At 69.6% G+C, this 18,770-nt stretch carries 18 protein-coding genes; 7 read left to right on the top strand and 11 right to left on the bottom strand.

Going from position 1 to position 18,770, the window contains the following annotated elements:
- Positions 1-15: 15 nt before the first annotated feature.
- From LRK53_RS02350 to LRK53_RS02360, 3 genes are all read right to left on the bottom strand, one after another.
- Complete coding sequence (locus LRK53_RS02350; RefSeq protein ID WP_027493613.1) at positions 16-1,035, bottom strand: mevalonate kinase family protein; 1,020 nt, start codon at positions 1,033-1,035, stop codon at positions 16-18.
- Positions 1,035-2,027 (bottom strand): diphosphomevalonate decarboxylase, encoded by a 993-nt coding sequence (gene mvaD, locus LRK53_RS02355; protein WP_027493614.1) that lies wholly within the window; start codon positions 2,025-2,027, stop codon positions 1,035-1,037. The genes LRK53_RS02350 and mvaD overlap by 1 nt, the downstream gene beginning before the upstream one ends.
- A gap of 235 nt (positions 2,028-2,262) precedes the next feature.
- Complete coding sequence (locus LRK53_RS02360) at positions 2,263-2,772, bottom strand: GNAT family N-acetyltransferase (protein WP_027493615.1); 510 nt, start codon at positions 2,770-2,772, stop codon at positions 2,263-2,265.
- Positions 2,773-2,935: 163 nt separating this feature from the next.
- Here LRK53_RS02360 and LRK53_RS02365 point away from each other — a divergent pair, with 163 nt between their 5' ends.
- A complete protein-coding gene (locus tag LRK53_RS02365) occupies positions 2,936-4,423 on the top strand; it encodes a RimK family protein (protein ID WP_027493616.1) in 1,488 nt (495 codons plus the stop codon).
- 53 nt (positions 4,424-4,476) lie between these two features.
- Here the strand turns inward: LRK53_RS02365 and LRK53_RS02370 are convergent, their stop codons facing one another.
- A complete protein-coding gene (locus LRK53_RS02370) occupies positions 4,477-4,734 on the bottom strand; it encodes a hypothetical protein (RefSeq protein ID WP_027493617.1) in 258 nt (85 codons plus the stop codon).
- Positions 4,735-4,851: 117 nt separating this feature from the next.
- On the opposite strand from LRK53_RS02370, the gene aroE reads away from it, so the two are divergent.
- Both aroE and LRK53_RS02380 read left to right on the top strand, forming a co-directional pair.
- Positions 4,852-5,682: a shikimate dehydrogenase gene (aroE, locus tag LRK53_RS02375; protein ID WP_027493618.1), complete on the top strand. Its 831-nt coding sequence runs from the start codon at positions 4,852-4,854 to the stop codon at positions 5,680-5,682.
- 414 nt (positions 5,683-6,096) lie between these two features.
- Positions 6,097-6,645: a hypothetical protein gene (locus tag LRK53_RS02380; RefSeq protein ID WP_027493619.1), complete on the top strand. Its 549-nt coding sequence runs from the start codon at positions 6,097-6,099 to the stop codon at positions 6,643-6,645.
- Between the two features lie 7 nt (positions 6,646-6,652).
- Here the strand turns inward: LRK53_RS02380 and LRK53_RS02385 are convergent, their stop codons facing one another.
- A complete protein-coding gene (locus LRK53_RS02385) occupies positions 6,653-7,186 on the bottom strand; it encodes a gamma carbonic anhydrase family protein (protein WP_027493620.1) in 534 nt (177 codons plus the stop codon).
- An 83-nt stretch (positions 7,187-7,269) separates the two neighbouring features.
- On the opposite strand from LRK53_RS02385, the gene LRK53_RS02390 reads away from it, so the two are divergent.
- The gene (locus tag LRK53_RS02390) at positions 7,270-9,327 is read left to right on the top strand and encodes a M3 family metallopeptidase (protein ID WP_027493621.1); all 2,058 of its coding nucleotides are present in this window, start codon (positions 7,270-7,272) and stop codon (positions 9,325-9,327) included.
- A gap of 163 nt (positions 9,328-9,490) precedes the next feature.
- Here the strand turns inward: LRK53_RS02390 and LRK53_RS02395 are convergent, their stop codons facing one another.
- Positions 9,491-9,700: a cold-shock protein gene (locus LRK53_RS02395; protein ID WP_008438719.1), complete on the bottom strand. Its 210-nt coding sequence runs from the start codon at positions 9,698-9,700 to the stop codon at positions 9,491-9,493.
- A 222-nt stretch (positions 9,701-9,922) separates the two neighbouring features.
- On the opposite strand from LRK53_RS02395, the gene xth reads away from it, so the two are divergent.
- The 3 genes from xth (at position 9,923) to LRK53_RS02410 (ending at position 12,385) form a co-directional block, all read left to right on the top strand.
- Positions 9,923-10,690 (top strand): exodeoxyribonuclease III, encoded by a 768-nt coding sequence (gene xth / locus LRK53_RS02400; protein WP_027493622.1) that lies wholly within the window; start codon positions 9,923-9,925, stop codon positions 10,688-10,690.
- Between the two features lie 5 nt (positions 10,691-10,695).
- A complete protein-coding gene (locus tag LRK53_RS02405; RefSeq protein WP_235642472.1) occupies positions 10,696-11,373 on the top strand; it encodes a YecA/YgfB family protein in 678 nt (225 codons plus the stop codon).
- Between the two features lie 178 nt (positions 11,374-11,551).
- Complete coding sequence (locus LRK53_RS02410) at positions 11,552-12,385, top strand: pirin family protein (protein WP_027493623.1); 834 nt, start codon at positions 11,552-11,554, stop codon at positions 12,383-12,385.
- 247 nt (positions 12,386-12,632) lie between these two features.
- Here LRK53_RS02410 and LRK53_RS02415 read toward each other — a convergent pair whose 3' ends face one another.
- The 5 genes from LRK53_RS02415 to LRK53_RS02435 all read right to left on the bottom strand — a co-directional run bounded on the left by LRK53_RS02415 (position 12,633) and on the right by LRK53_RS02435 (position 18,683).
- Entirely contained in the window at positions 12,633-13,406 is a 774-nt protein-coding gene (locus LRK53_RS02415) for a carbohydrate ABC transporter permease (protein ID WP_235642642.1), read from the bottom strand.
- A 44-nt stretch (positions 13,407-13,450) separates the two neighbouring features.
- The gene (locus LRK53_RS02420) at positions 13,451-14,329 is read right to left on the bottom strand and encodes a carbohydrate ABC transporter permease (RefSeq protein WP_027493625.1); all 879 of its coding nucleotides are present in this window, start codon (positions 14,327-14,329) and stop codon (positions 13,451-13,453) included.
- Positions 14,326-15,627, bottom strand: coding sequence for a sugar ABC transporter substrate-binding protein (locus LRK53_RS02425; protein WP_235642473.1), 1,302 nt, complete (start codon positions 15,625-15,627; stop codon positions 14,326-14,328). The genes LRK53_RS02420 and LRK53_RS02425 overlap by 4 nt, the downstream gene beginning before the upstream one ends.
- Positions 15,624-17,087 (bottom strand): glucoamylase family protein, encoded by a 1,464-nt coding sequence (locus LRK53_RS02430; protein WP_027493626.1) that lies wholly within the window; start codon positions 17,085-17,087, stop codon positions 15,624-15,626. The genes LRK53_RS02425 and LRK53_RS02430 overlap by 4 nt, the downstream gene beginning before the upstream one ends.
- A 75-nt stretch (positions 17,088-17,162) precedes the next feature.
- The gene (locus tag LRK53_RS02435; RefSeq protein WP_235642474.1) at positions 17,163-18,683 is read right to left on the bottom strand and encodes a tryptophan halogenase family protein; all 1,521 of its coding nucleotides are present in this window, start codon (positions 18,681-18,683) and stop codon (positions 17,163-17,165) included.
- Between the last annotated feature and the right edge of the window lie 87 nt (positions 18,684-18,770).

Genomic DNA, 18,770 nt, shown 5'->3' on the forward strand with positions numbered 1-18,770 from the left:
GATAGGTCGGTTGAATCAGTGCACCTGCACGCTGGCGGCAACGGCCGGGCGTAGCTCGAGCACGGGAAAGCCGGCGGCGCTGGCGGCCTGCCGGAAGGCTTGCAGGCGCGCGGCGTCGGTGGCCAGCGCGATGCCGATGTCGCCGCCGCCGGCGCCGCAGGTCTTGTAGGCAACCCCCAGGCGCGCTGCCAGCGTGGCCAGTGCGCGGTGCTCGGGGCTGAAAATGTCCAGGCCGCTGGCCGCGCCCAGGCGATCCAGCGCCTGGGCGCAAGCGGACACCGCCTCGAGCAGCGCGGCGGCGCTGGCCGCACCGGCGGCCGCCGTGGCGCAGTCGCCGAGCTCGCGCATCGCCGCGGCGTGGCGCGCCGGCGCCTGCGCGCGCCAGGCGGCCAGCCGCTGCAGGAAGACGCCGGTCGAGGCCGGCCGGCCGGACCACACGCAGCACCACTCCAGTCCGTGCGGCCATGTCGCCGGCGCGATCCGTGGCTGCCCGTCGTGCAGCCGATAGAGCAGCAGGCCGCCGGTCAGGCTGGCGGCGACGTCCAGCCCGCTGCCGTGGCCGCCCTGCGCCCGGCGGTGCGCCGCGAGCAGCGTGTCGAGGGACGGCGCAGCGCGCCGGCCCAGCGCACGGATCGCACTGGCCAGCGCCACCGTCAGCGCCGCGCTGGAACCCAGGCCGAGCTTCCGCCGGCCATCGCCGCCGGCGTGGAACGCGCGGGTGTCCAGGCTGGCGCGGAACGGCGGCGGCCGGTCCTCCGCACCGAGCGTTTCCAGAATGGCGCCGACCAGCCGCAGCGATGCGCTCGCCGCCGCATCCAGCGCCGGCCAGATGATCCGTCCGGCCGCATCCAGCCGGCCGTGCGCGGCATCGATGCCGAGCCCGGGCGCCGTGATCTCGTAACCGCTGCCGTCGGTGTCTTCCAGCACCACGCGTGCCCGGCGATCGATCGCCAGGACCAGCGCGGGAGCGCCCTCCAGCACCGCGTATTCACCGGCGATCACCAGCTTGCCCGGCGCCGAAGCCAGCACGCGCATCAGGGCGCCTCGCTGTCGTCGAGCCGCCGTGCACCTTCGCCCAGCCGGCTGCTCAGCAGTTGTGTGACGCCGGGCAGCTCGGCCAGCGCGGCGGCGACCCGGGGCGCCGCGTCCGGCGTGCAGATCGCCTTCACCTGGGCGCCGGCATCGACCGTGAAGAAGACCTGCTCGCCCGCGTCCTCGCGCAAGGCGCGAATGCGCTGCATGCAGTCGACGGTGGCGCCGTTCCAGTACAGCAGCGGCGGCCGGCTGGACTGCATCACCGCATGCATCTTCAGGCAGTTGTGCTCGCTCAGCTCGGCCAGCGCGGCGAAGTCGCGCGCCTGTACCGCGCGCTGCGCGGCCGCCAGGTCCGCCGCCGCGCCGTCCACCCACGCCGGGTAGAACGGCGACGTGCGGCGGCTGCGCTCCATGCCGGTGCCCGAGCCGACGTGCTTGCGGCGATCCGAGGTCACCGCGACGACCACCGCCAGCGGCCATGCGGCGGCGTCGAGCAGGGGTTGCGCGACCGCGTCCGCGCCGTCGGCGCGCTGGCCGGCGGCCATGCTGACGAACCCGCCGAACAGCGAGCGCGCCGCCGAACCCGAGCCCTGCCGGGCCAGCAAGGACAGAGTCTGGCGGTCCAGCGCGAGGCCGAGTGCGGCATCGGCCGCCACCACCAGCGCCGCGAAGCCGGATGCAGAGGAAGCCAGTCCCGCCGCGGTGGGAAAATTGTTGCGCGTGTCGATCCGCGCGCGCTGCGCGGTGCCGGCGCGCCGCCGCAGCAGATCCAGGCAGGCGCTGGCCCGGGCCAGCGTTGCCGGGTCTTCCACCCCGTTCAGGCGCAGCTCGTCATGCCGCAGCGACGCATCGAACTCGACCCGGGTGCGCGTCCACAGCGCGTCCAGGGTGACCGACAAGGAGCCGGTGGCCGGCAGGTTCAAGCTCGTGTCGCGTTTGCCCCAGTATTTGACCAGGGCAATGTTCGGTTGTGCTTGCGCGGTGGCGGCCATCGGGATTCCGTTGCGGGAGCGGCCGCGCCATCGGCGCCGGACGAGCGCGTGGGTCCGGAGCGGTCGGCAGCTGCCGCTTGCCGGGCGCGCGTGGCGCGCGGGAAACCGCGGTGCGATTGCCGCGGTCCCGGCCAGCCACGACGCCGGCGTTCCCCCCATTGTGACGGCGACGAGCCATGCGCGACCTGATGTACATCAGGCTGCGTATGGCCGATCTGGCACACCGTCGCGTGGGTCAGCCGAGCGTCTGCTCATAGCGCCAGGCATCGGCGCCGTCTTCGTAGTAGTGCGCGTAGCGGCCGCTGCGGCGGAAGCCGTGGCGTTCGTACAAGCGGATCGCGGCGGCGTTGTCGGTGCGTACTTCCAGTTTCAATGCGCGCGAGCCGCGGCGCCGCGCGGCGTCGACCACCGCGGCCAGCAGCGCGGTGCCGACGCCCCGGCCGCGCGCTTCCGGCGCGGTGGCCAGCGAGTACAGCCGCGCCATGCGGCTGCCCTTGCGGAAGAACAGCACGGCGCTGCCGAGGAGCAGGTGGTGATTGGCGCTGGCCACCAGCACCAAGGCGGAGTCGCTGTCCAGGTGCCGGCGATATTGCGCGCGGCTCAGCCGGTCGCCGTCGAAGCTGCGCAGTTCCAGCGCGACCAGCGCGTCGAGGTCGGTCGTGACCGACCGCCGCACGCGCACACCGGCGGCGCCGGCGGGTGCGTTGCGGGGTGGCTGTGGAAGCGGTGGCGGCAGGGTCGGCACGCGCGGACTGTAGCAGCCGCAGCCGGCGGCGCGCGGCAGCGGTTTACCCCCGCTTCAGCACCGCCCTTGTGCCTGGCCGGCGCGGTGCGCAAACTGCGCGCTTTGCAAGAGCCGTCACGCTAGCGCGCGGCGCCCGTCATCGCCGTATCGCCCGAGTGGTGCCATGACCCGTCTGGTCGTCGTTGTCGAAAAAGCTTCGGACTGGAGTTCGTACTACCCGTCGGTCGACGTGATGAGCGCGATGGACTACCTGCGCACGCCGGTCGGCGGCGACGACGAACGCACTCACGTGATCAACCTGTGCCGCAGCTACAAGTACCTGGGCACCGGCTATTACGTCTCGCTGCTGGCCGAGGCGCGCGGGCACAAGGTGATGCCGTCGGTGCGCACGGTGAACGACCTGCGCCGGCGCTCGCTGTACGGCCTGGATATCGACGACCTCAACGCCAAGCTCACCCACTTCCTGCCGGCCGGCGGCCGCGACACCACCGACTTCGGCACCCTGGTCTACTTCGGCGGGACCGCCTATCCGGCGCTGCAGGACCTGGCCCGGCAGGTGTTCGAAATGTTCCCCTGCCCACTGCTGCGCATCGAGTTCGAGCGCGACCGCGTGTGGCAGGTCAGCTCGATCAAGCCGGTCGGCCTGCACACCCTGGTCGACACCCAGGAGGACGCGTTCGCCGAGGAGCTCGACCGCTTCTCGCGCAAGTTGTGGCGCAAGCCGCGCGCGCGACGCCAGTACCGCTACGACCTGGCGATGCTGGTCGACCCGAAGGAGCAGATGCCGCCGTCGAACAAGAAGGCGCTGAAGGCGTTCGTGGCCGCCGGCAGGGAACTCGGCATCGAGGTCGACCCGATCGGCAAGAACGACTACCAGCGGCTGGCTGAATACGACGGCCTGTTCATCCGCGAGACCACCGCGTCCGACAACCACACCTACCGCTTCGCCCACCGCGCCGAGAAGGAAGGCATGGTGGTGATCGACGACCCCAGCTCGATCCTGCGCTGCACCAACAAGATCTACCTCAACGACCTGATGGTCTCGCGCAAGCTGGCGGTCCCTCGTACGGAAATTCTCTACCGCGACGACAGCAAGGGCATGAAGGAAGTGGTGGCCCGGCTCGGCTTCCCGCTGGTGCTGAAGATCCCGGACGGCTCGTTCTCGCGCGGCGTGGTCAAGGTCGAGGACGAGGAGGCGCTGGCGCACGCGGCCAGCGGCCTGTTCCAGCACAGCGCACTGCTGCTGGCGCAGGAATACGTCTACACCGAATTCGACTGGCGCATCGGCGTGCTCAACCGCCAGCCGATCTACGCCTGCAAGTACTACATGTCGCGCGGCCACTGGCAGATCTACAACCACGGCGCCAAGGGCACGGCGAAATCCGGCGGCTTCGAGACCATCGCGCTGAAGGAGGCGCCGGCGGCGGTGGTCAAGCTGGCGCTGAAGGCGACCCAGCCGATCGGCGACGGCCTGTACGGCGTGGACCTGAAGCAGGTCGGCAACCGGCCGGTGGTGATCGAGGTGAACGACAACCCCTCGATCGACGCCGGGGTCGAGGATGCCTACCTCGGCGAGGAGCTGTACCTGCGCGTCATGCGGGAGTTCCTGCGCCGGATGGAGCGCAAGCGCCAGGGCGACACCGCCGACTGACGTTGATTCGCTCCCTCCCCTGCAACGCGGGGGAGGGTCGGGGTGGGGCGCTCCTAATGCCAGACCGCGCTACGGACCATGCGCCGCCGCGGCCGGCACAGCGCCAGCAGCTGCCGCGGCAGCGAAGGCTCCAGCGCCAGCAGCACGACCAGCGGCGCGCCGAGCAGCCAGAACCCCGGTGTCCAGCCGAGCGCCTCGGTGTACGCCGGCACCAGCGTACTCAGCAGCAGCACGCCGCCGGCGAGCAGCCACAGCAGGGTGGCGCCGAGCAGGCGCTGGTGGCGGATGGAAGGCGGGGCTGGCGTGCGCATGGCGGTGGTCTCGTCGGGAGGAATGGGTGCAGGCTGGCGCGTCGCCATCTCACCGGTTGCGACCTTCCGCGCGACGGCCCACGTAGAATGGAGCGCAACCACCCGCCGGGAGTCCTCATGCCAGCCACCCAGTTCGCCGTGTTCGGCCATCCGATTGGTCACTCGCTGTCGCCGCCGATCCACCAGACATTCGCGCAGCAGTTCGGCATCGAGCTTGCGTACCGCGCGATCGACGTGGAACCGGCCGGGTTTGCCGCGGCGCTGCGAGCGTTCTTCGCCGACGGCGGCCGCGGCGCCAACGTCACCCTGCCGCACAAGGCCGCCGCCTTCGCGCTGGCGGACGAGCGCAGCGCGGCAGCCACCCGCGCCGGCAGCGCCAACGTGCTGACTCCGCTGGCCGACGGCCGGCTGGCCGCACACAACACCGATGGCGATGGCCTGGTGCGCGACCTCGCCGAGCGTCACGAGGTGGACCTGCGCGGCCACACTGCGCTGCTGCTGGGCGCCGGCGGCGCCGCGCATGGCGTGGCGTGGAGCCTGCTGGACGCCGGGGTGGCGACGCTGACCATCGTCAACCGCTCGCCGGGGGCGGCCGACATGCTGGCCGACGCGATCGGCGATCCGGCGCGGGCGCACACGCGCTACTGGGAAGACCTGGCCAGCATCGGCAGCTACGACCTGATCGTCAACGCCACCTCGGCCGGCGTGCTCGGTGTGGCGCTGCAGCTGCCGTTCTCGCTGATCGGCGCGCGCGCGCTGTGCTATGACCTGTCCTACGGTCCGGCCGCCGCCAGCTTCCTGACCTGGGCGAAAACCGCCGGCGCGCGCCATGCCTTCGACGGCCTCGGCATGCTGGTGGAAACCGCCGCCGACGCGTTCGAGCTGTGGCATGGCCAGCGCCCGGACACCGAGCCGGTGTACCAGTCGCTACGCCAGCAGGGCGCGTGAGCGCATTCGCCTGAGAGGTTGTGATTTTTTCAACCTCTCAGGTCGGCCACGGCGAGGGCATGGCGAGGGCATGGATGCCCGAGTTGAGGCAACGCAGGAGCGGTTGCCCGATGGCCGAACATGAAACAGTCACGCCAGTGACTGTTTCATGTGAGCGAGTCCGGGCGTGTACCGGACTCGCGATCGAAGAAAACCACAGGATGTGGTTTTCTTCACAAGCTCTGCCGGGCCGGCGGCGGCGCCGACCGCCGCCATGCGCTGGCCTGGCCGGCGCGGCTGGAGGTGACCACGTCGGTGCGTTGAGGCGGGCCGCCACACGGCTGCAACACGGCCCGGCGATGATGGCCGGACCGCCGGGAGCGCGTCGGTGGCGACGCGCTCCAGTGCGCGGCCATCGTTTGTGCAGCAGGTGTCATGCTCCGTTTCCCCTCCGCCGCATTGCACCGCTACATGCTTGCCCTGGTCTGTTTCGCCTTGCTGGCCGCGGCCGCCGGCATTTTCCGCTACGGCCGGGCGAGCGCGAACGTCGCGTCGGACGCCGCTATTCCATCGTCCGCCGACCCGGCAGACGCCCCGGGCGACGGGGCGCAAAGCGGCAGCACGATTTTGCTCGGCCTGGCCCGCGACGCGATGCATGATGGACGCCTGGTCGCGCCGGCCGGCAGCAATGCGTTCGAGTTCTACCTGAGCGTGCTGCAGCTGGAACCGGACAACCGCACCGCCAACGAGGCCCTGCGCGAATCGTTCCCGCGTGCCGCCGAGGAGATCGAGCGCACCATCAACCAGAAGGGCCTGGACGAGGCGCGCCGTGAGATCGACCTGCTGCGCGAGTTCGACCGCAACAACTTCACCCTGGCGCTGCTCGGCGGCAAGCTCTCCGCCGCACGCAACATCGAGCGGCGGCAGCACGAAACCGAAGCCGAGCGCATCCGCCAGGCGAACGCGGCGCGCGGTGCACTGTGATACCCGGTCAGGCGGACGCCAGGTAGGCGTCCTTCAGCCGCACGTAGTGGTCGGCCGAGTAGTGCAGCTGCTCGATCTCGCGCTCGCCGAGCCGGCGCACGAACCTCGCCGGGTTGCCCAGCCACAGCTCGCCCTCGCCGACCACCTTGCCCGGCGGCACCAGCGCACCGGCACCGACGAAGCCGTGCTTCATCACCACCGCGCCGTCCAGCACGCTGGCGTGCATGCCGATCAGGCAGTAGTCGCCGATCGTGCAGGCGTGCACCACCGCGGCGTGGCCGACGGTGACGCCCTCGCCGATCAGGCACGGGTAGCCGGGCCCGTATGGGCCGGCGTGGGCGACGTGCACGATGGCGCCGTCCTGGATGCTGGTCTTCGCGCCGACGCGGATATGGTTGACGTCGCCGCGCAGCACCGCGCCGGGCCAGATCGAGGCATCGTCGCCCAGCACCACGTCGCCGATCACGCTGGCGGCGGGGTCGACGTGGACGCGCTGGCCGAGGCGGGGCACGATGCCCTTGAAACTGCGCAGAGGATTCATCGGCCCATTCTAGCGGCACCGCGCCGCCGTGCTTGATTTCGGCCGGCGCGCTCGCCACGCTGGCGGCCTGCCAAGGAGCGCCCATGAGTGACCACAACCCGCTGCTCGCCGCCGACCCGCTGCCGGCGTTCTCGCAGATCCGCCCCGAACACGTCGAACCGGCGGTCGACACCATCCTCGCCGACTACCGTGCCGGCATCGACGCGCTGACCGCACCTGGCGCGCCGCACGACTTCGGCCACGTGATGCTGACCCAGGAGCGGCTGGAGCAGCGTCTGGCGCAGGCCTGGGCGCCGGTGTCGCATCTGCACGCGGTGGCCGACAGCGAGGCACTGCGCAAGGTCTACGGGCCGGCCGAGGAAAAGCTCACCGAGCACGCGATCGAGCTGGGTCAGAACCGCGACCTGTACGCCGCGGTGAAGGCGCTGGCCGAGGCGGCGGATTTCGCCGCGTTGCCGCGGCCCGAGCGCGCGCTGGTCGAACATGCGCTGCGCGACTTCAAGCTGTCCGGCGTGGCGCTGGAGGAACCGGCGCGTTCGCGCTTCCGCGCGATCGGGGTGGAGCTGAGCAAGCTTTCCACCGAATTCTCGAACGCCGTGCTCGACGCCAGCGAGGCGTGGCACGAGCACGTCACCGACGAACGCGACCTCGCCGGCATCCCCGAATCCGGCCGCGCGGTACTGCGCCAGTACGCCGCGGACCAGGGTCTGGACGGCTATCTGGTCACCCTGAAACAGCCCAGCGTGCAGGCGGTGCTGACCTATGCCGACAACCGCGGCCTGCGCGAGCGGGTGTATTGGGCCTACCAGACGCGCGCCTCCGACCAGGGCCCGAACGCGGGCAAGTTCGACAACAGCGCGCGCATCGAGCGGATCATGGCGTTGCGCCACGAGGCCGCGCAGCTGCTCGGCTTCGCCAACGCGGCGGAGGAGTCGCTGGCGACCAAGATGGCCGCCTCGCCGACCGAGGTGATGGAATTCCTGCACGACCTGGCGGCGCGCGCGAAGCCGGTGGCGCAGCGCGAACTGGCCCGGCTGCGCGAATTCGCCAGTACCGAGCTGAAGCTCGACAACCTCGAATCGTGGGACGTCGGCTACGCGTCGGAGAAGCTGCGCCAGCGCGACTACGCGCTGGACGAGGAACAGCTGAAGCCGTACTTCCCGCTGCCGGCAGTGATCGACGGCCTGTTCGGCCTCGCCGGGAAGCTCTACGGCATCACTCTCGCTCCGCGCGAGGGCATCGACGTGTGGCATCCGGAAGTGCGCTACTACGACGTACGCGATGCGAGCGGCCGCGTGTTCGCCGGCGCCTACGTGGATCTCTACGCACGCAATGGCAAGCGCGGCGGCGCGTGGATGGACGTCTGCCGCGCCCGCTTCGACGACGGCGAACAGCGGCAGTTGCCGGTGGCCTTCCTCACCTGCAACTTCGCGCCGCCCACCGAGGGCAAGCCGGCCCTGCTCACCCACGACGACGTGCTGACCCTGTTCCACGAATTCGGCCACGGCCTGCACCACCTGCTCACCGAGATCGCGCTGCCCTCGATCGGCGGCATCGATGGCGTCGAGTGGGACGCAGTGGAGCTGCCCAGCCAGTTCATGGAGAACTTCGGCTGGAACCGCCAGGCGCTGGACCTGTTCGCGCGCCACTGGCAGACCGGCGAGCGGCTGCCGGACGAGCTGTTCGAACGCATGCTGGCCGCGCGGCACTTCCACGCCGGCCTGTTCCTGGTGCGCCAGCTGGAATTCGCACTGTTCGATTTCCTGCTGCACCTGGAGTATGACCCGGCCCAGGGCGCGCGCGCGCTGGCGGTGCTGGAGGAGGTGCGCAAGCAGGTCGCGGTGCTGCACCCGCCGGCATGGCAGCGCTTCCCGCACGCGTTCAGCCACATCTTCGCCGGCGGCTACGCGGCCGGCTACTACAGCTACCTGTGGGCCGAGCTGCTCAGCGCCGACGCGTTCGGCGCGTTCGAGGAGCGTGCGGGCGAACGCGGCAGCGTGATCGACCGCGCCACCGGCGAGCGCTTCCGCCGCGAGTTCCTCGCCGTCGGCGCCAGCCGCCCGGCGCTGGAGAGCTTCGTCGCCTTCCGCGGACGCAAGCCCGAGCCGGAGGCGCTGCTGCGCAGCCATGGGCTGGGCTGACCGACATCCCGCGTAGGAGCCCGCTCGCAGGCGATGCTTTTGCTCTTGCGAATCCCGAATCCCGAATCCCGGCTTTCAAAGCATCGCCCGCGAGCGGGCTCCTACACGGGCACAAAAAAGCCCGCCGAAGCGGGCTTTTTCGAGGCGTTGAAGTCCGTGGACTTCAGGCCGCCTGCACTTCCTCAGCCTGCAGGCCCTTCTGGCCCTTGGTGACGATGAACGTGACGCGCTGACCTTCCTGCAGGGACTTGAAGCCCGTGCCCTGGATCGCGCGGAAATGCACGAACAGGTCATCACCGCTTTCCGGGGTGATGAAGCCAAAACCCTTGGCGTCGTTGAACCACTTGACTGTACCGCTCTGACGATCCGACATGTAACTTTACCTTTGAAGCATGGATGTGTCTGCGGTCCGATACGCTAAGGCACGGCCGCAATAGGAGCAAAAATAGGAGTTTCCTCGGATTCTTGCTCGGGCAGCATACACTGGAATCCGCGCTTCCGGGGGTTTTTCGCAGCTTCCGTTCATCTTTGTGCCGCCGCCCGGCCACACCCCCGCGCCGCAGGGGGCCGCCGGCGCTTCCCGTACAATGCCGCCATGAAGATCGCCTCGTGGAACGTCAATTCGCTGAAGGTGCGCCTGCCGCAGCTGACCCAGTGGCTGGCCGAGGCGCAGCCGGACGTGGTGGCGCTGCAGGAAACCAAGCTGGAGGACGCGAAATTCCCGCGCGACGAGCTGGCCGCGGCCGGCTATCGCGCGGTGTATTCGGGGCAGAAGACCTACAACGGCGTGGCCATCCTGGCCCGCGACGAGCTCACCGACGTGGTCACCGACATCCCCGGCCTGGACGATCCGCAGCGGCGCATCCTGGCCGCCACCATCGGCGATCTGCGCGTGGTCGACCTGTACGTGGTCAACGGCAAGGCGGTCGGCGACGAGAAGTACGCGTACAAGCTGGATTGGCTGGCCAAGGTGCGTGAATTCCTGGCGAGTGAGCTGGAACGCCACCCGAAGCTGGTGGTGCTGGGCGACTTCAACATCTGCCCGGACGATCGCGACGTCTACGATCCGGTCGCCTGGGGTGAGGACATCCTGTGCTCGCCGCCGGAGCGCGACGCGCTGAAGGCGATCACCGGGCTCGGCCTGCACGACAGCTTCCGGCTGTTCCAGTCCGACGCCGGGCACTACAGCTGGTGGGACTACCGGCAGGCCGCGTTCCGCCGCAACATGGGCCTGCGCATCGACCTGATCCTGATCGGCGAAGCCCTGAAATCCGCCGCCACCGCGGCGGCGATCGACCGCGAGCCGCGCCGCTGGGAACGCCCCTCCGACCACACGCCGGTGACGCTGGAACTGGATATCTGACCGAAATGACCTCGAAGACCGAATGGCCCAGCTCGCTGGACGACAACGAACTGGACGAGCTGGACCGCTACCTGCGCGCGCACACCGGCGAAGGCGACCTGTTGCTGGACGGCGTGCACGGCCTGCTTTCGGCGCTGGCGGTCGGCCCGCTGCTGGTGCTGCCGGACGAATGGCTGCCCGAGGTGCTGCACGAGCCGTTCACCGACGAGGACGAAGGCAACCGGGTGCTGGCGCTGCTGGCCAAGCTCAACGATTCGATCATCGCCGAACTCGAGGTCGACGCCTACGAGCCGATCCTCGGCGAGGTCGAGATGGAAGGCGGCCCGATGCTGTCCGCCGCCGGCTGGTGCGAAGGCTTCAGCCGCGGCATCGACCTGCGCGCCGGGCTGTGGGAAGGCCGGCTGGGCGAAGACCCGCAGCTGATGGAACTGCTCGGCCCGGTGATGGCGCTGGCGGTGGACGAGGGCATTCTCAGCGCCGACGCCGAGTTCGAGAAGCTGAGCGATGACGAATACGACGAATGCCTGGCCCAGCTGCCGGGCGTGCTCGGCGCAGTGAACCAGTACTGGCTGGCCAAGCCGGCCACCGAGGCGGAAGTCGAAGCGATGGTGCGCCAGCAGCAGCCCGCCGCCGGCGATGACGGCAACCCGCCGCGCCAGCGCAGCGGACACTGGGTGCATTGAGGCGGGAGCGAGTGAGAGCTAAGGCGGTGCCGGCCTTCTCTCATTCCCCACGCCTCTTCCCTCGCCCTTCGCCCTTGCGGAATGTCGTGTCGGCGGAACGATCCGTTCCCGCCGTGGCGCTTGGATAACATGCTCCGCGCGATCATCTTGGTGCCATTGCATTCACCGGAGACCCGCCATGAGCGATCGCCACATTACCCGCCGCTTCCGCGGCATGGACACGTCCGACGGCGCCGGCGTGAAGCTGAAGCGGATCATCGGCCAGCCGGGACTGGACATGATCGATCCGTTCCTGATGCTGGACGAGTTCCGCTCCGATAGCGCCAACGACTACATCGCCGGCTTCCCCGAGCATCCGCATCGCGGCTTCGAGACGGTCACCTACATGCTGGCCGGGCACATGCGGCACGGCGACAACCACGGCAACCGCGGCGACCTCACCCCGGGCAGCGTGCAGTGGATGACCGCCGGCCGCGGCATCCTGCACTCGGAGATGCCGCAGCAGGAAAACGGCCTGATGTGGGGCTTCCAGCTGTGGGTGAACCTGCCGGCGAAGGACAAGATGATTGCGCCGCGCTACCAGGACATCGGCCCCGAGCGGATTCCCGTGGTGCGCCCGGCCGAGGGCGTCGAGGTGAAGGTGATCGCCGGCACGCTGGCTGGCGCCACCGGCCCGGTCGAGGGCATCGTCACCGCGCCGGTCTACCTGGACTTCGGCCTGCAGCCGGGCGCGAAGTACACCCTGGAGCTGCCGGTTGGGCATCATGGCTTCGCCTACGTGTTCGACGGCGAGTCGGCCCTGGTCGGCGGCGAGCAGTTGCAGCGCAGCGAGCTGGGCGTGCTGTCCGAGGGCGAGCAGCTGCAGCTGGCCGGCGGCGACCAGCCCTCGCGCCTGCTGGTGGTCGCCGGCCAGCCGCTGAACGAACAGGTCACCCGCTACGGCCCGTTCGTGATGAACACGCCCGAGCAGATCCACCAGGCGATCGCCGACTTCCGCGCCGGCAAGTTCTAATAAAGCAACGCGCCTCTCGCGATTGCCCCCTCTCCCTCCGGGAGAGGGTTGGGGTGAGGGTCCCCGTGTCCAGCGCTGTTTGGGCGAAGCCCGCTTTGTTGAAGGCAGCATATGAGCACTCGAGCTCTGCGTTTTCATCGAGGAGCGCTTCGCATCGGCCACGATGCGAGAGCGAACCCTCACCTCAATCCTCTCCCGGAGGGAGAGGAGGCAAACGCAAGGAGCGCATTGCTTCATGGAAGCAGGTTCAGCCCTTCACGCTGCCCAGCAGCAGCCCCTGCAGGTAATGGCGCTGCAGCGCCAGGAACAGCGCCAGCACCGGCAGCACGGTGACCACCGAGCCGGCCATCATCAGCTCGCTGTCCTGCGCGTGCTCGCGTGCCAGCGAGGCCAGCCCGATCGGCAGCGTGTAGTGCTCCTGCCCGGTCAGCACGATCAGCGGCCACATGAAGTCGTTCCACGCGGCGAGGAAGCTGAAGATCGCCAGCGTCACGATGATCGGCTTCAGCAGCGGCAGCACGATCCGCGCAAAGATGTGCCACTCGCCGGCGCCGTCGATGCGCGCCGCCTCCAGCAGTTCGTCGGGGATGTCGCGCGCGTACTGGCGCACCAGGAAGATGCCGAACACGCTGGCCAGCGCGGGCGCGATCACGCCGGCGTAGCTGTTGACCAGGCCGAGGTACTTCAGCAGCAGGAACAGCGGCAGCATGGCCACCTGGGCGGGGATCACCAGCGCGCCGAGCAGCGCCTGGAACAGCCGCTCGCGGCCGGCGAAGCGCAGCTTGGCGAACGCGTAGCCGGCCATCAGGTTGAAGACCAGCGACAGCGCGGTGATCGCGCCAGCCACCAGCACGCTGTTAAGCAGGTAGCGGCCCATGCCGGCGCGCACGAACAGCTCGCGGTAATTCGTCCCGCTCGGATGCTTCGGCAACAGCGGCGGTGGCAGCGCGCTGGCCTCGCCCGGCGCCATGAACGACACCGACAGCATCCACAGCAGCGGGAACAGCGCCACCGCCGCCATGCCGATCAGCAGGCCGTTGACCAGCGCCTTCGCCAGCCGCGGGTTCACGTTTCCTCTCCACGCCGCGACAGCCTCAGCATCAGCGCGGTCACCGCGAACATGACCAGGAACAGCAGGAACGCCACCGCCGAGGCAGAGCCGAGGTTCCACCACTTGAAGCCCTCGTCGTACATCAGGTACAGCACGCTCACCGTGCTCTGCAGCGGGCCGCCCTCGGTCATCACGTAGGGTTCGGCGAACAGCTGGAAATAGCCCGACACGGTGAGGATGGCGACCATCAGCATGGTGGGTTTCAGCATCGGCAGGGTGATGTGGCGGAACTGCCGCCAGCTTGAGGCGCCGTCGATGCGCGCGGCCTCGTACAGCTCCGGCGGGATCGCCTGCAGCCCGGCCAGGAAGATGATCATGTTGTAGCCGAAGTTCTTCCACACCGCGAACGCGATGATCGTCGGCATCGCCCAGTGCGGGTCGCCCAGCCAGTCCACCGGCTGAATGCCGACCAGGCCGAGCACGTAGTTCGCCATGCCGTACCTGGTGTTGAACAGGTAGCGCCAGATCACCGCCACCGCCACCACCGTAGTCACCACCGGCGCGAACAGCGCGGTGCGCAGCAGCGGCTTGCAGCGCGCCAGCGGCGAGTTCAGCAGCATCGCCGCGCCCAGCGAGGCGCCCATCGACAACGGCACGCCTGCCGCCACGAAGTACAGCGTGTGGCCCAGCGCGGACCAGAACAGCGGCCGGTGCAGCAGCTCCCAATAGTTGCCGAGGCCGACAAAGCGCAGGTTGCGGATGTCGGCCAGCGCGTAGAGGTCGTAGTCGGTGAGGCTGAGCACCAGCGCGGCCAGCACCGGCAGCAGGAAGAACACGCCGAGCACGACGAGTGCCGGGGCGAGGAACAGCCAGGCGCTGCGCGGCGAATTCATCGCGCTCGCCCGCGTGCGTGGTCGAGCACCCAGCGGCGCTTGGCCAGGATGGCGTCGGTGCGCCGGTCGATCTCGGCGGCGGCCTGGTCGATCGTCAGCCGGCCGGCGACCGCCTCGGCGGCGACCAGCTGCATCTCGTTGACGATGCGCTCCCACTCCGGCACCGGCGGGGTCGGCTTCACGTGTTCCAGCTGCTCGCGGAATGCGCGCAGCTTCGGATCCTCGCGCAGCGCTGCGCCCTGCCACGAACTGCGCCGCGGCGGCAGGTCGCCGAGCAGTTCGTAGAAGCGTTGCTGCACCGCCGGCTGCGACAGGTACTCGATCAGCTGCCAGGCGGCGTCCTTGTGCTTCGACGTGCGGAAGATCACCAGGCTGGAGCCGCCGGCCGCGCCGATGCCGGCGCCGTCGGGACCGGGCAGCGGCGCGGTGGCCCAGTCGCCCTGCTGCGATGCGGGCAGGCGCGAGCGGAACTCGCCGATGTTCCACGGCCCGGACAGGTAGAACGCGTACACGCCGCGGCCGAATTCCGTCCACGGGTTGCCGGCCTCGACGTTGCTGATCGGCGGCGCCTGCTTCAGCCGGAACGTGTCGACGTAGAAGGAGAGCGCGCGCTTGAAGCCGGCGCTCTCGAAGTTGCCGTAGCGGTCGCCGTCGCGCAGCAGCGGTTCGCTCTGCTGCAGCGCCAGCGACATCAGCTGCTCGTACTCGTTGGTCGGCAGCAGGATGCCGTAGCGATGCCGCGCCGGGTCGCTCAGCGCGGCGAGCTGGCGCCGCCACTCGGCCCAGCTGCGCGGCGGCGCGTCGAAGCCGGCGGCCTCGAGCAGATCCTTGCGATAGAACAGCAGTCGCGTGTCGACGTACCACGGCACGCCGTACAACGTGCCGTCGATCACGTTGGTGGCCCAGATGCTGGCGAAGTAGTCGTGTGGCTGGATCACGGTCGAGTGGTCCACCCGTGCCTGCAGCGGTTCCAGTGCGTCGAGCGCGGCCAGCTCGGGCAGCCAGGTGTTGCCGAGCTGGCTCAGGTCTGGCGTGGAACCGCCGGCGAACGCGGTGAGCAGTTTCTGGTGCGCCGCGGTCATCGGCAGCTGCTGCACCTTCACCTGGATGCCCGGGTGCGCGCGCTCGAACGCCGGCAGCAGCTTGATGATCGCCTCGCCCTCGCGGCCGATCGTCCAGAAGGTGAGCTGCGTTCCCGGCGGCGCCGGTGCGCAGCTGCCCAGCAGGACGCCGCCCGCGGCGATCGCGGCCAGCCACAGGCCGCGCCATGACCGTGGCGCTCGCGCGCCCGGCTTCATTTTTCCGCCGCCCCCGCGCCGAGCCAGCCGCCCTCGAAGCCGGCGCGCTCGAGCCCCTTGCGGATGTACGGATTTTTCTTCATGACCTTCCATACGAAGCCGTTGCGCCAGTTCTCGATCATCAGCACGATCGGGCCCTGGTCGATGCCCAGCTGCAGGGTATCGACCCAGCCCACGCCGGGCACCAGTTTGCCGGTGCGCAGCGTGGTGGGCGTGTGGAAGCTGAGGTTGAAGGCGTCGACGAAGCCGTACTGGTTGTAGATGTACTTGCCGTAGCGCTGCTGCATGGTCGCCAGCGCGGGGATCACGAGCTCCGGTGCGAACGCGATCGAACCGGCCGCCGCGGTCGGCGCGATGGTGCCATCGTCGGAAATGTCGTCGAGTCCGACGCCGCGTGCGGTATAGCCATGGAACGTGCGCTCGCCCTCGGCGCTCTTCACGACCAGGCCGCCGGGCCCGTTGCTGGCGGTGAGGCCCCATACGTTGGCGCCGTAGCCGGTCCAGTGGCCCGGGTTGGCGATCGCGTAGCTGCGCTGCGCGTAGGTGGCGCGGCGGCTGTTCTCGAAGTAGTCCAGGCCATGCTCGCGGCTCCAGGCGTCGCGGATGCCGCGGAAGTCGACCCAGCTCTGGCTGTACTGGTGACCGAACATCGGCGCGAAGTTCAGGAAGGTCTGGCCCTGGAAACTGCCCCAGGTCAGGTGGTTGGTGGACAGCCACGCCGTCCACGCCTCCGGCCCGACCGGGTGGGTCGGCGAGCCGAGCGCGAGGAGGTAGACCAGCATGCCCTCGTTGTAGCCCTTCCAGTCGGACGGGATGAACTGGCCGCCCGGGGTCCAGCCCATGCTGATCAGCGGCTTGCGCGGCTGCATCCACGGCCAGTCGACGCGGCGGTAGATGGTGTCGGCGAGCTGGCGGATCTCGGCTTCCTGCGGCGTGTCGCGGTCGTAGTACGACTGCGCGAACAGCACACCGCCGAGCAGCAGGGTGGTATCCACGCTGGACAGCTCGGTCCAGCGCGCGAAGCGCTTGCCGCTGTGCATGTCGAGGAAGTGGTAGAAGAAACCGTGGTAGCCGCTGGCGTCGTCCTCGCTGCCGTTCTGCGGCGCATCGGCGAAGAAGCGCAGCGTGGCCAGAGTGCGTTCGACCGCCTGCTGGCGCGTGATGTAGTGGCGCTCCACGCCGATGCCGTAGGCGGTCAGCCCGAAGCCCACCGCGGCGATCGAGGAGAACGACTGACCCGGCCAGGAGTCGGGCAGCAGCCCGTTCTGCGGGTTGCCGCTCTGCCAGAACCAGTCGAAGCTGCGCCGCTGGAGATCGTCGACCAGCGCCTGTTGCCGGGCCGGCAGGTCGGCGTAGCCGAGGTTTGGTTGCCGCGCGGTGGCGGGTGTCTGCCAGCCGGCGCCGAATGCCAGCAGGGCGGTAAGGGCAATCGCGCGCAGGATACGGAAGGATCTGGACATGCTGAAACGCTCTCTCTTGCGGGGGAGTGTCGGGTGCGGCCCCCGGTGCGATCCAGGGGCGCCGAGTGGGGTATCTCAGGCGACCATGGCCGGCGCCGTGCAGCAGCGATCGATGAAGGCCTGGTGCGCCGGCATCACCTCGACGCAGCTGGCGACCACGTGGCTGACGCTGGCCATGAACCCGGCCAGCTCCGCGTCAGGCATCTGGTCGACCAGCGGGTGGTAGCTCTGCGGCGCGATGCGCTGGCCCAGCATCACCTGCACCCAGCTCGGGGTCGCGAACATCTCCTCGCCGTCGCGGAAGAAGCGGCCGCTGTCGCGGAACAAGCGGATGTTGTCCGCCAGCTGCGGGGGGATCGACATCGTGCGGCACTGGTTCCAGAACGGCGTGTCGTCGCGTTCGGTGGCGTGGTAGTGCAGGATCAGGAAATCGCGGATGTGCTCATACTCGAAGCGCGACTGCGCGTTGTAGCGTTCGATCAGCAGCGGGCTGAAGTCGCGCCGCGGCAGCAGGTTGAGCAGGCGCGCGATGCCGGACTGGATCATGTAGATGCTGGTCGATTCCAGCGGCTCCAGGAAACCGCCGGCCAGGCCCAGCGCAACCACGTTGCGGTTCCAGGCCTGCCGGCGCACGCCGGTGGTGAAGCGCAGCAGCCGCGGCTCGCCCATCGGCACGCCGTCGAGGTGGCCGAGCAGGGTGGCGGCGGCCTCGTCGTCGCTGATGTGGGCGCTGGAATACACGTAGCCGTTGCCGGTGCGGTGCTGCAGCGGGATGCGCCACTGCCAGCCCGCCGGTCGTGCCGACGCGCGGGTGTACGGCGTCGGCGGGCCGACCTTCTCGCAGGCCACCGCCAGCGCGCGGTCGCACGGCAGCCAGTGGCTGAAATCGAGGTAGCCGGTGTGCAGCGCCTGCTCGATCAGCAGGCCGCGGAAGCCGGAGCAGTCGATGAACAGCTCGCCCTCGATGCGCTCGCCGTTTTCCAGCACGATCGCCTCGACGAAGCCGTCGTCTGCCCGCAGCACGGTCTGCGCCACCTTGCCTTCGGTGCGGCGCACGCCGCGCTGCTCGGCGTAGCCGCGCAGGAAGCGCGCGTAGCGACCGGCGTCGAAGTGGTAGGCGTAGGCGACGTTGGCCAGCGGCGAGCCCGGCGGCGCGTCGCTGGCCGACGGCATGAAGCGGCCGCGCGGCGCGGCCACCGTGTTCAGCGAATACGCGCCGATCTCGTCCGCCTTGCCCGCCTGGCGCGCCTTGATCCAGTACTGGTGGAACGGCAGCAGGCCGACGTCGTGGCCGATCGTGCCGAAGCCGTGCACGTAGCTGTCGCCGAGCCGGCCCCAGTCGTTGAACTGCACGCCGAGCTTGAACGTGCCCTGGGTGTTGCGCACGAACTCGACGTCGTCGATGCCGAGCAGGTTGTTGAACAGCTTGAGGTGCGGCACGGTGCCCTCGCCCACGCCGACCGTGCCGATCTCCTCCGACTCCACCAGGCGGATCGAGCAGCCGGTGTCGAGCACCTTGGCGAAAGCGGCGGCGGCCATCCAGCCGGCGGTGCCGCCGCCGACGATGACGATGTTCCTGATGCGCGGGTCGGTCATGAGAACCTGTGCCGGGGTCGGGTGGAAAAAGCAAAGCCCGCGAGGGGAGCGGGCTTTGCGGTGCTGCCTCTATGGTCGCCTCGATGC

The sequence above is a fragment of the Rhodanobacter thiooxydans genome (genome assembly GCF_021545845.1).
GTDB lineage: Bacteria > Pseudomonadota > Gammaproteobacteria > Xanthomonadales > Rhodanobacteraceae > Rhodanobacter.

Coding starts and splice junctions, on each gene's coding strand:
- LRK53_RS02350 (WP_027493613.1), bottom strand. CDS start 1,035: ATGCGCGTGCTGGCTTCGGCGCCGGGCAAGCTGGTGATCGCCGGTGAA.
- mvaD (WP_027493614.1), bottom strand. CDS start 2,027: ATGGCCGCCACCGCGCAAGCACAACCGAACATTGCCCTGGTCAAATAC.
- LRK53_RS02365 (WP_027493616.1), top strand. CDS start 2,936: ATGACCCGTCTGGTCGTCGTTGTCGAAAAAGCTTCGGACTGGAGTTCG.
- LRK53_RS02370 (WP_027493617.1), bottom strand. CDS start 4,734: ATGCGCACGCCAGCCCCGCCTTCCATCCGCCACCAGCGCCTGCTCGGC.
- aroE (WP_027493618.1), top strand. CDS start 4,852: ATGCCAGCCACCCAGTTCGCCGTGTTCGGCCATCCGATTGGTCACTCG.
- LRK53_RS02380 (WP_027493619.1), top strand. CDS start 6,097: ATGCTCCGTTTCCCCTCCGCCGCATTGCACCGCTACATGCTTGCCCTG.
- LRK53_RS02385 (WP_027493620.1), bottom strand. CDS start 7,186: ATGAATCCTCTGCGCAGTTTCAAGGGCATCGTGCCCCGCCTCGGCCAG.
- LRK53_RS02390 (WP_027493621.1), top strand. CDS start 7,270: ATGAGTGACCACAACCCGCTGCTCGCCGCCGACCCGCTGCCGGCGTTC.
- LRK53_RS02395 (WP_008438719.1), bottom strand. CDS start 9,700: ATGTCGGATCGTCAGAGCGGTACAGTCAAGTGGTTCAACGACGCCAAG.
- xth (WP_027493622.1), top strand. CDS start 9,923: ATGAAGATCGCCTCGTGGAACGTCAATTCGCTGAAGGTGCGCCTGCCG.
- LRK53_RS02405 (WP_235642472.1), top strand. CDS start 10,696: ATGACCTCGAAGACCGAATGGCCCAGCTCGCTGGACGACAACGAACTG.
- LRK53_RS02410 (WP_027493623.1), top strand. CDS start 11,552: ATGAGCGATCGCCACATTACCCGCCGCTTCCGCGGCATGGACACGTCC.
- LRK53_RS02415 (WP_235642642.1), bottom strand. CDS start 13,406: ATGGCGGCGGTGGCGCTGTTCCCGCTGCTGTGGATGCTGTCGGTGTCG.
- LRK53_RS02420 (WP_027493625.1), bottom strand. CDS start 14,329: ATGAATTCGCCGCGCAGCGCCTGGCTGTTCCTCGCCCCGGCACTCGTC.
- LRK53_RS02425 (WP_235642473.1), bottom strand. CDS start 15,627: ATGAAGCCGGGCGCGCGAGCGCCACGGTCATGGCGCGGCCTGTGGCTG.
- LRK53_RS02430 (WP_027493626.1), bottom strand. CDS start 17,087: ATGTCCAGATCCTTCCGTATCCTGCGCGCGATTGCCCTTACCGCCCTG.
- LRK53_RS02435 (WP_235642474.1), bottom strand. CDS start 18,683: ATGACCGACCCGCGCATCAGGAACATCGTCATCGTCGGCGGCGGCACC.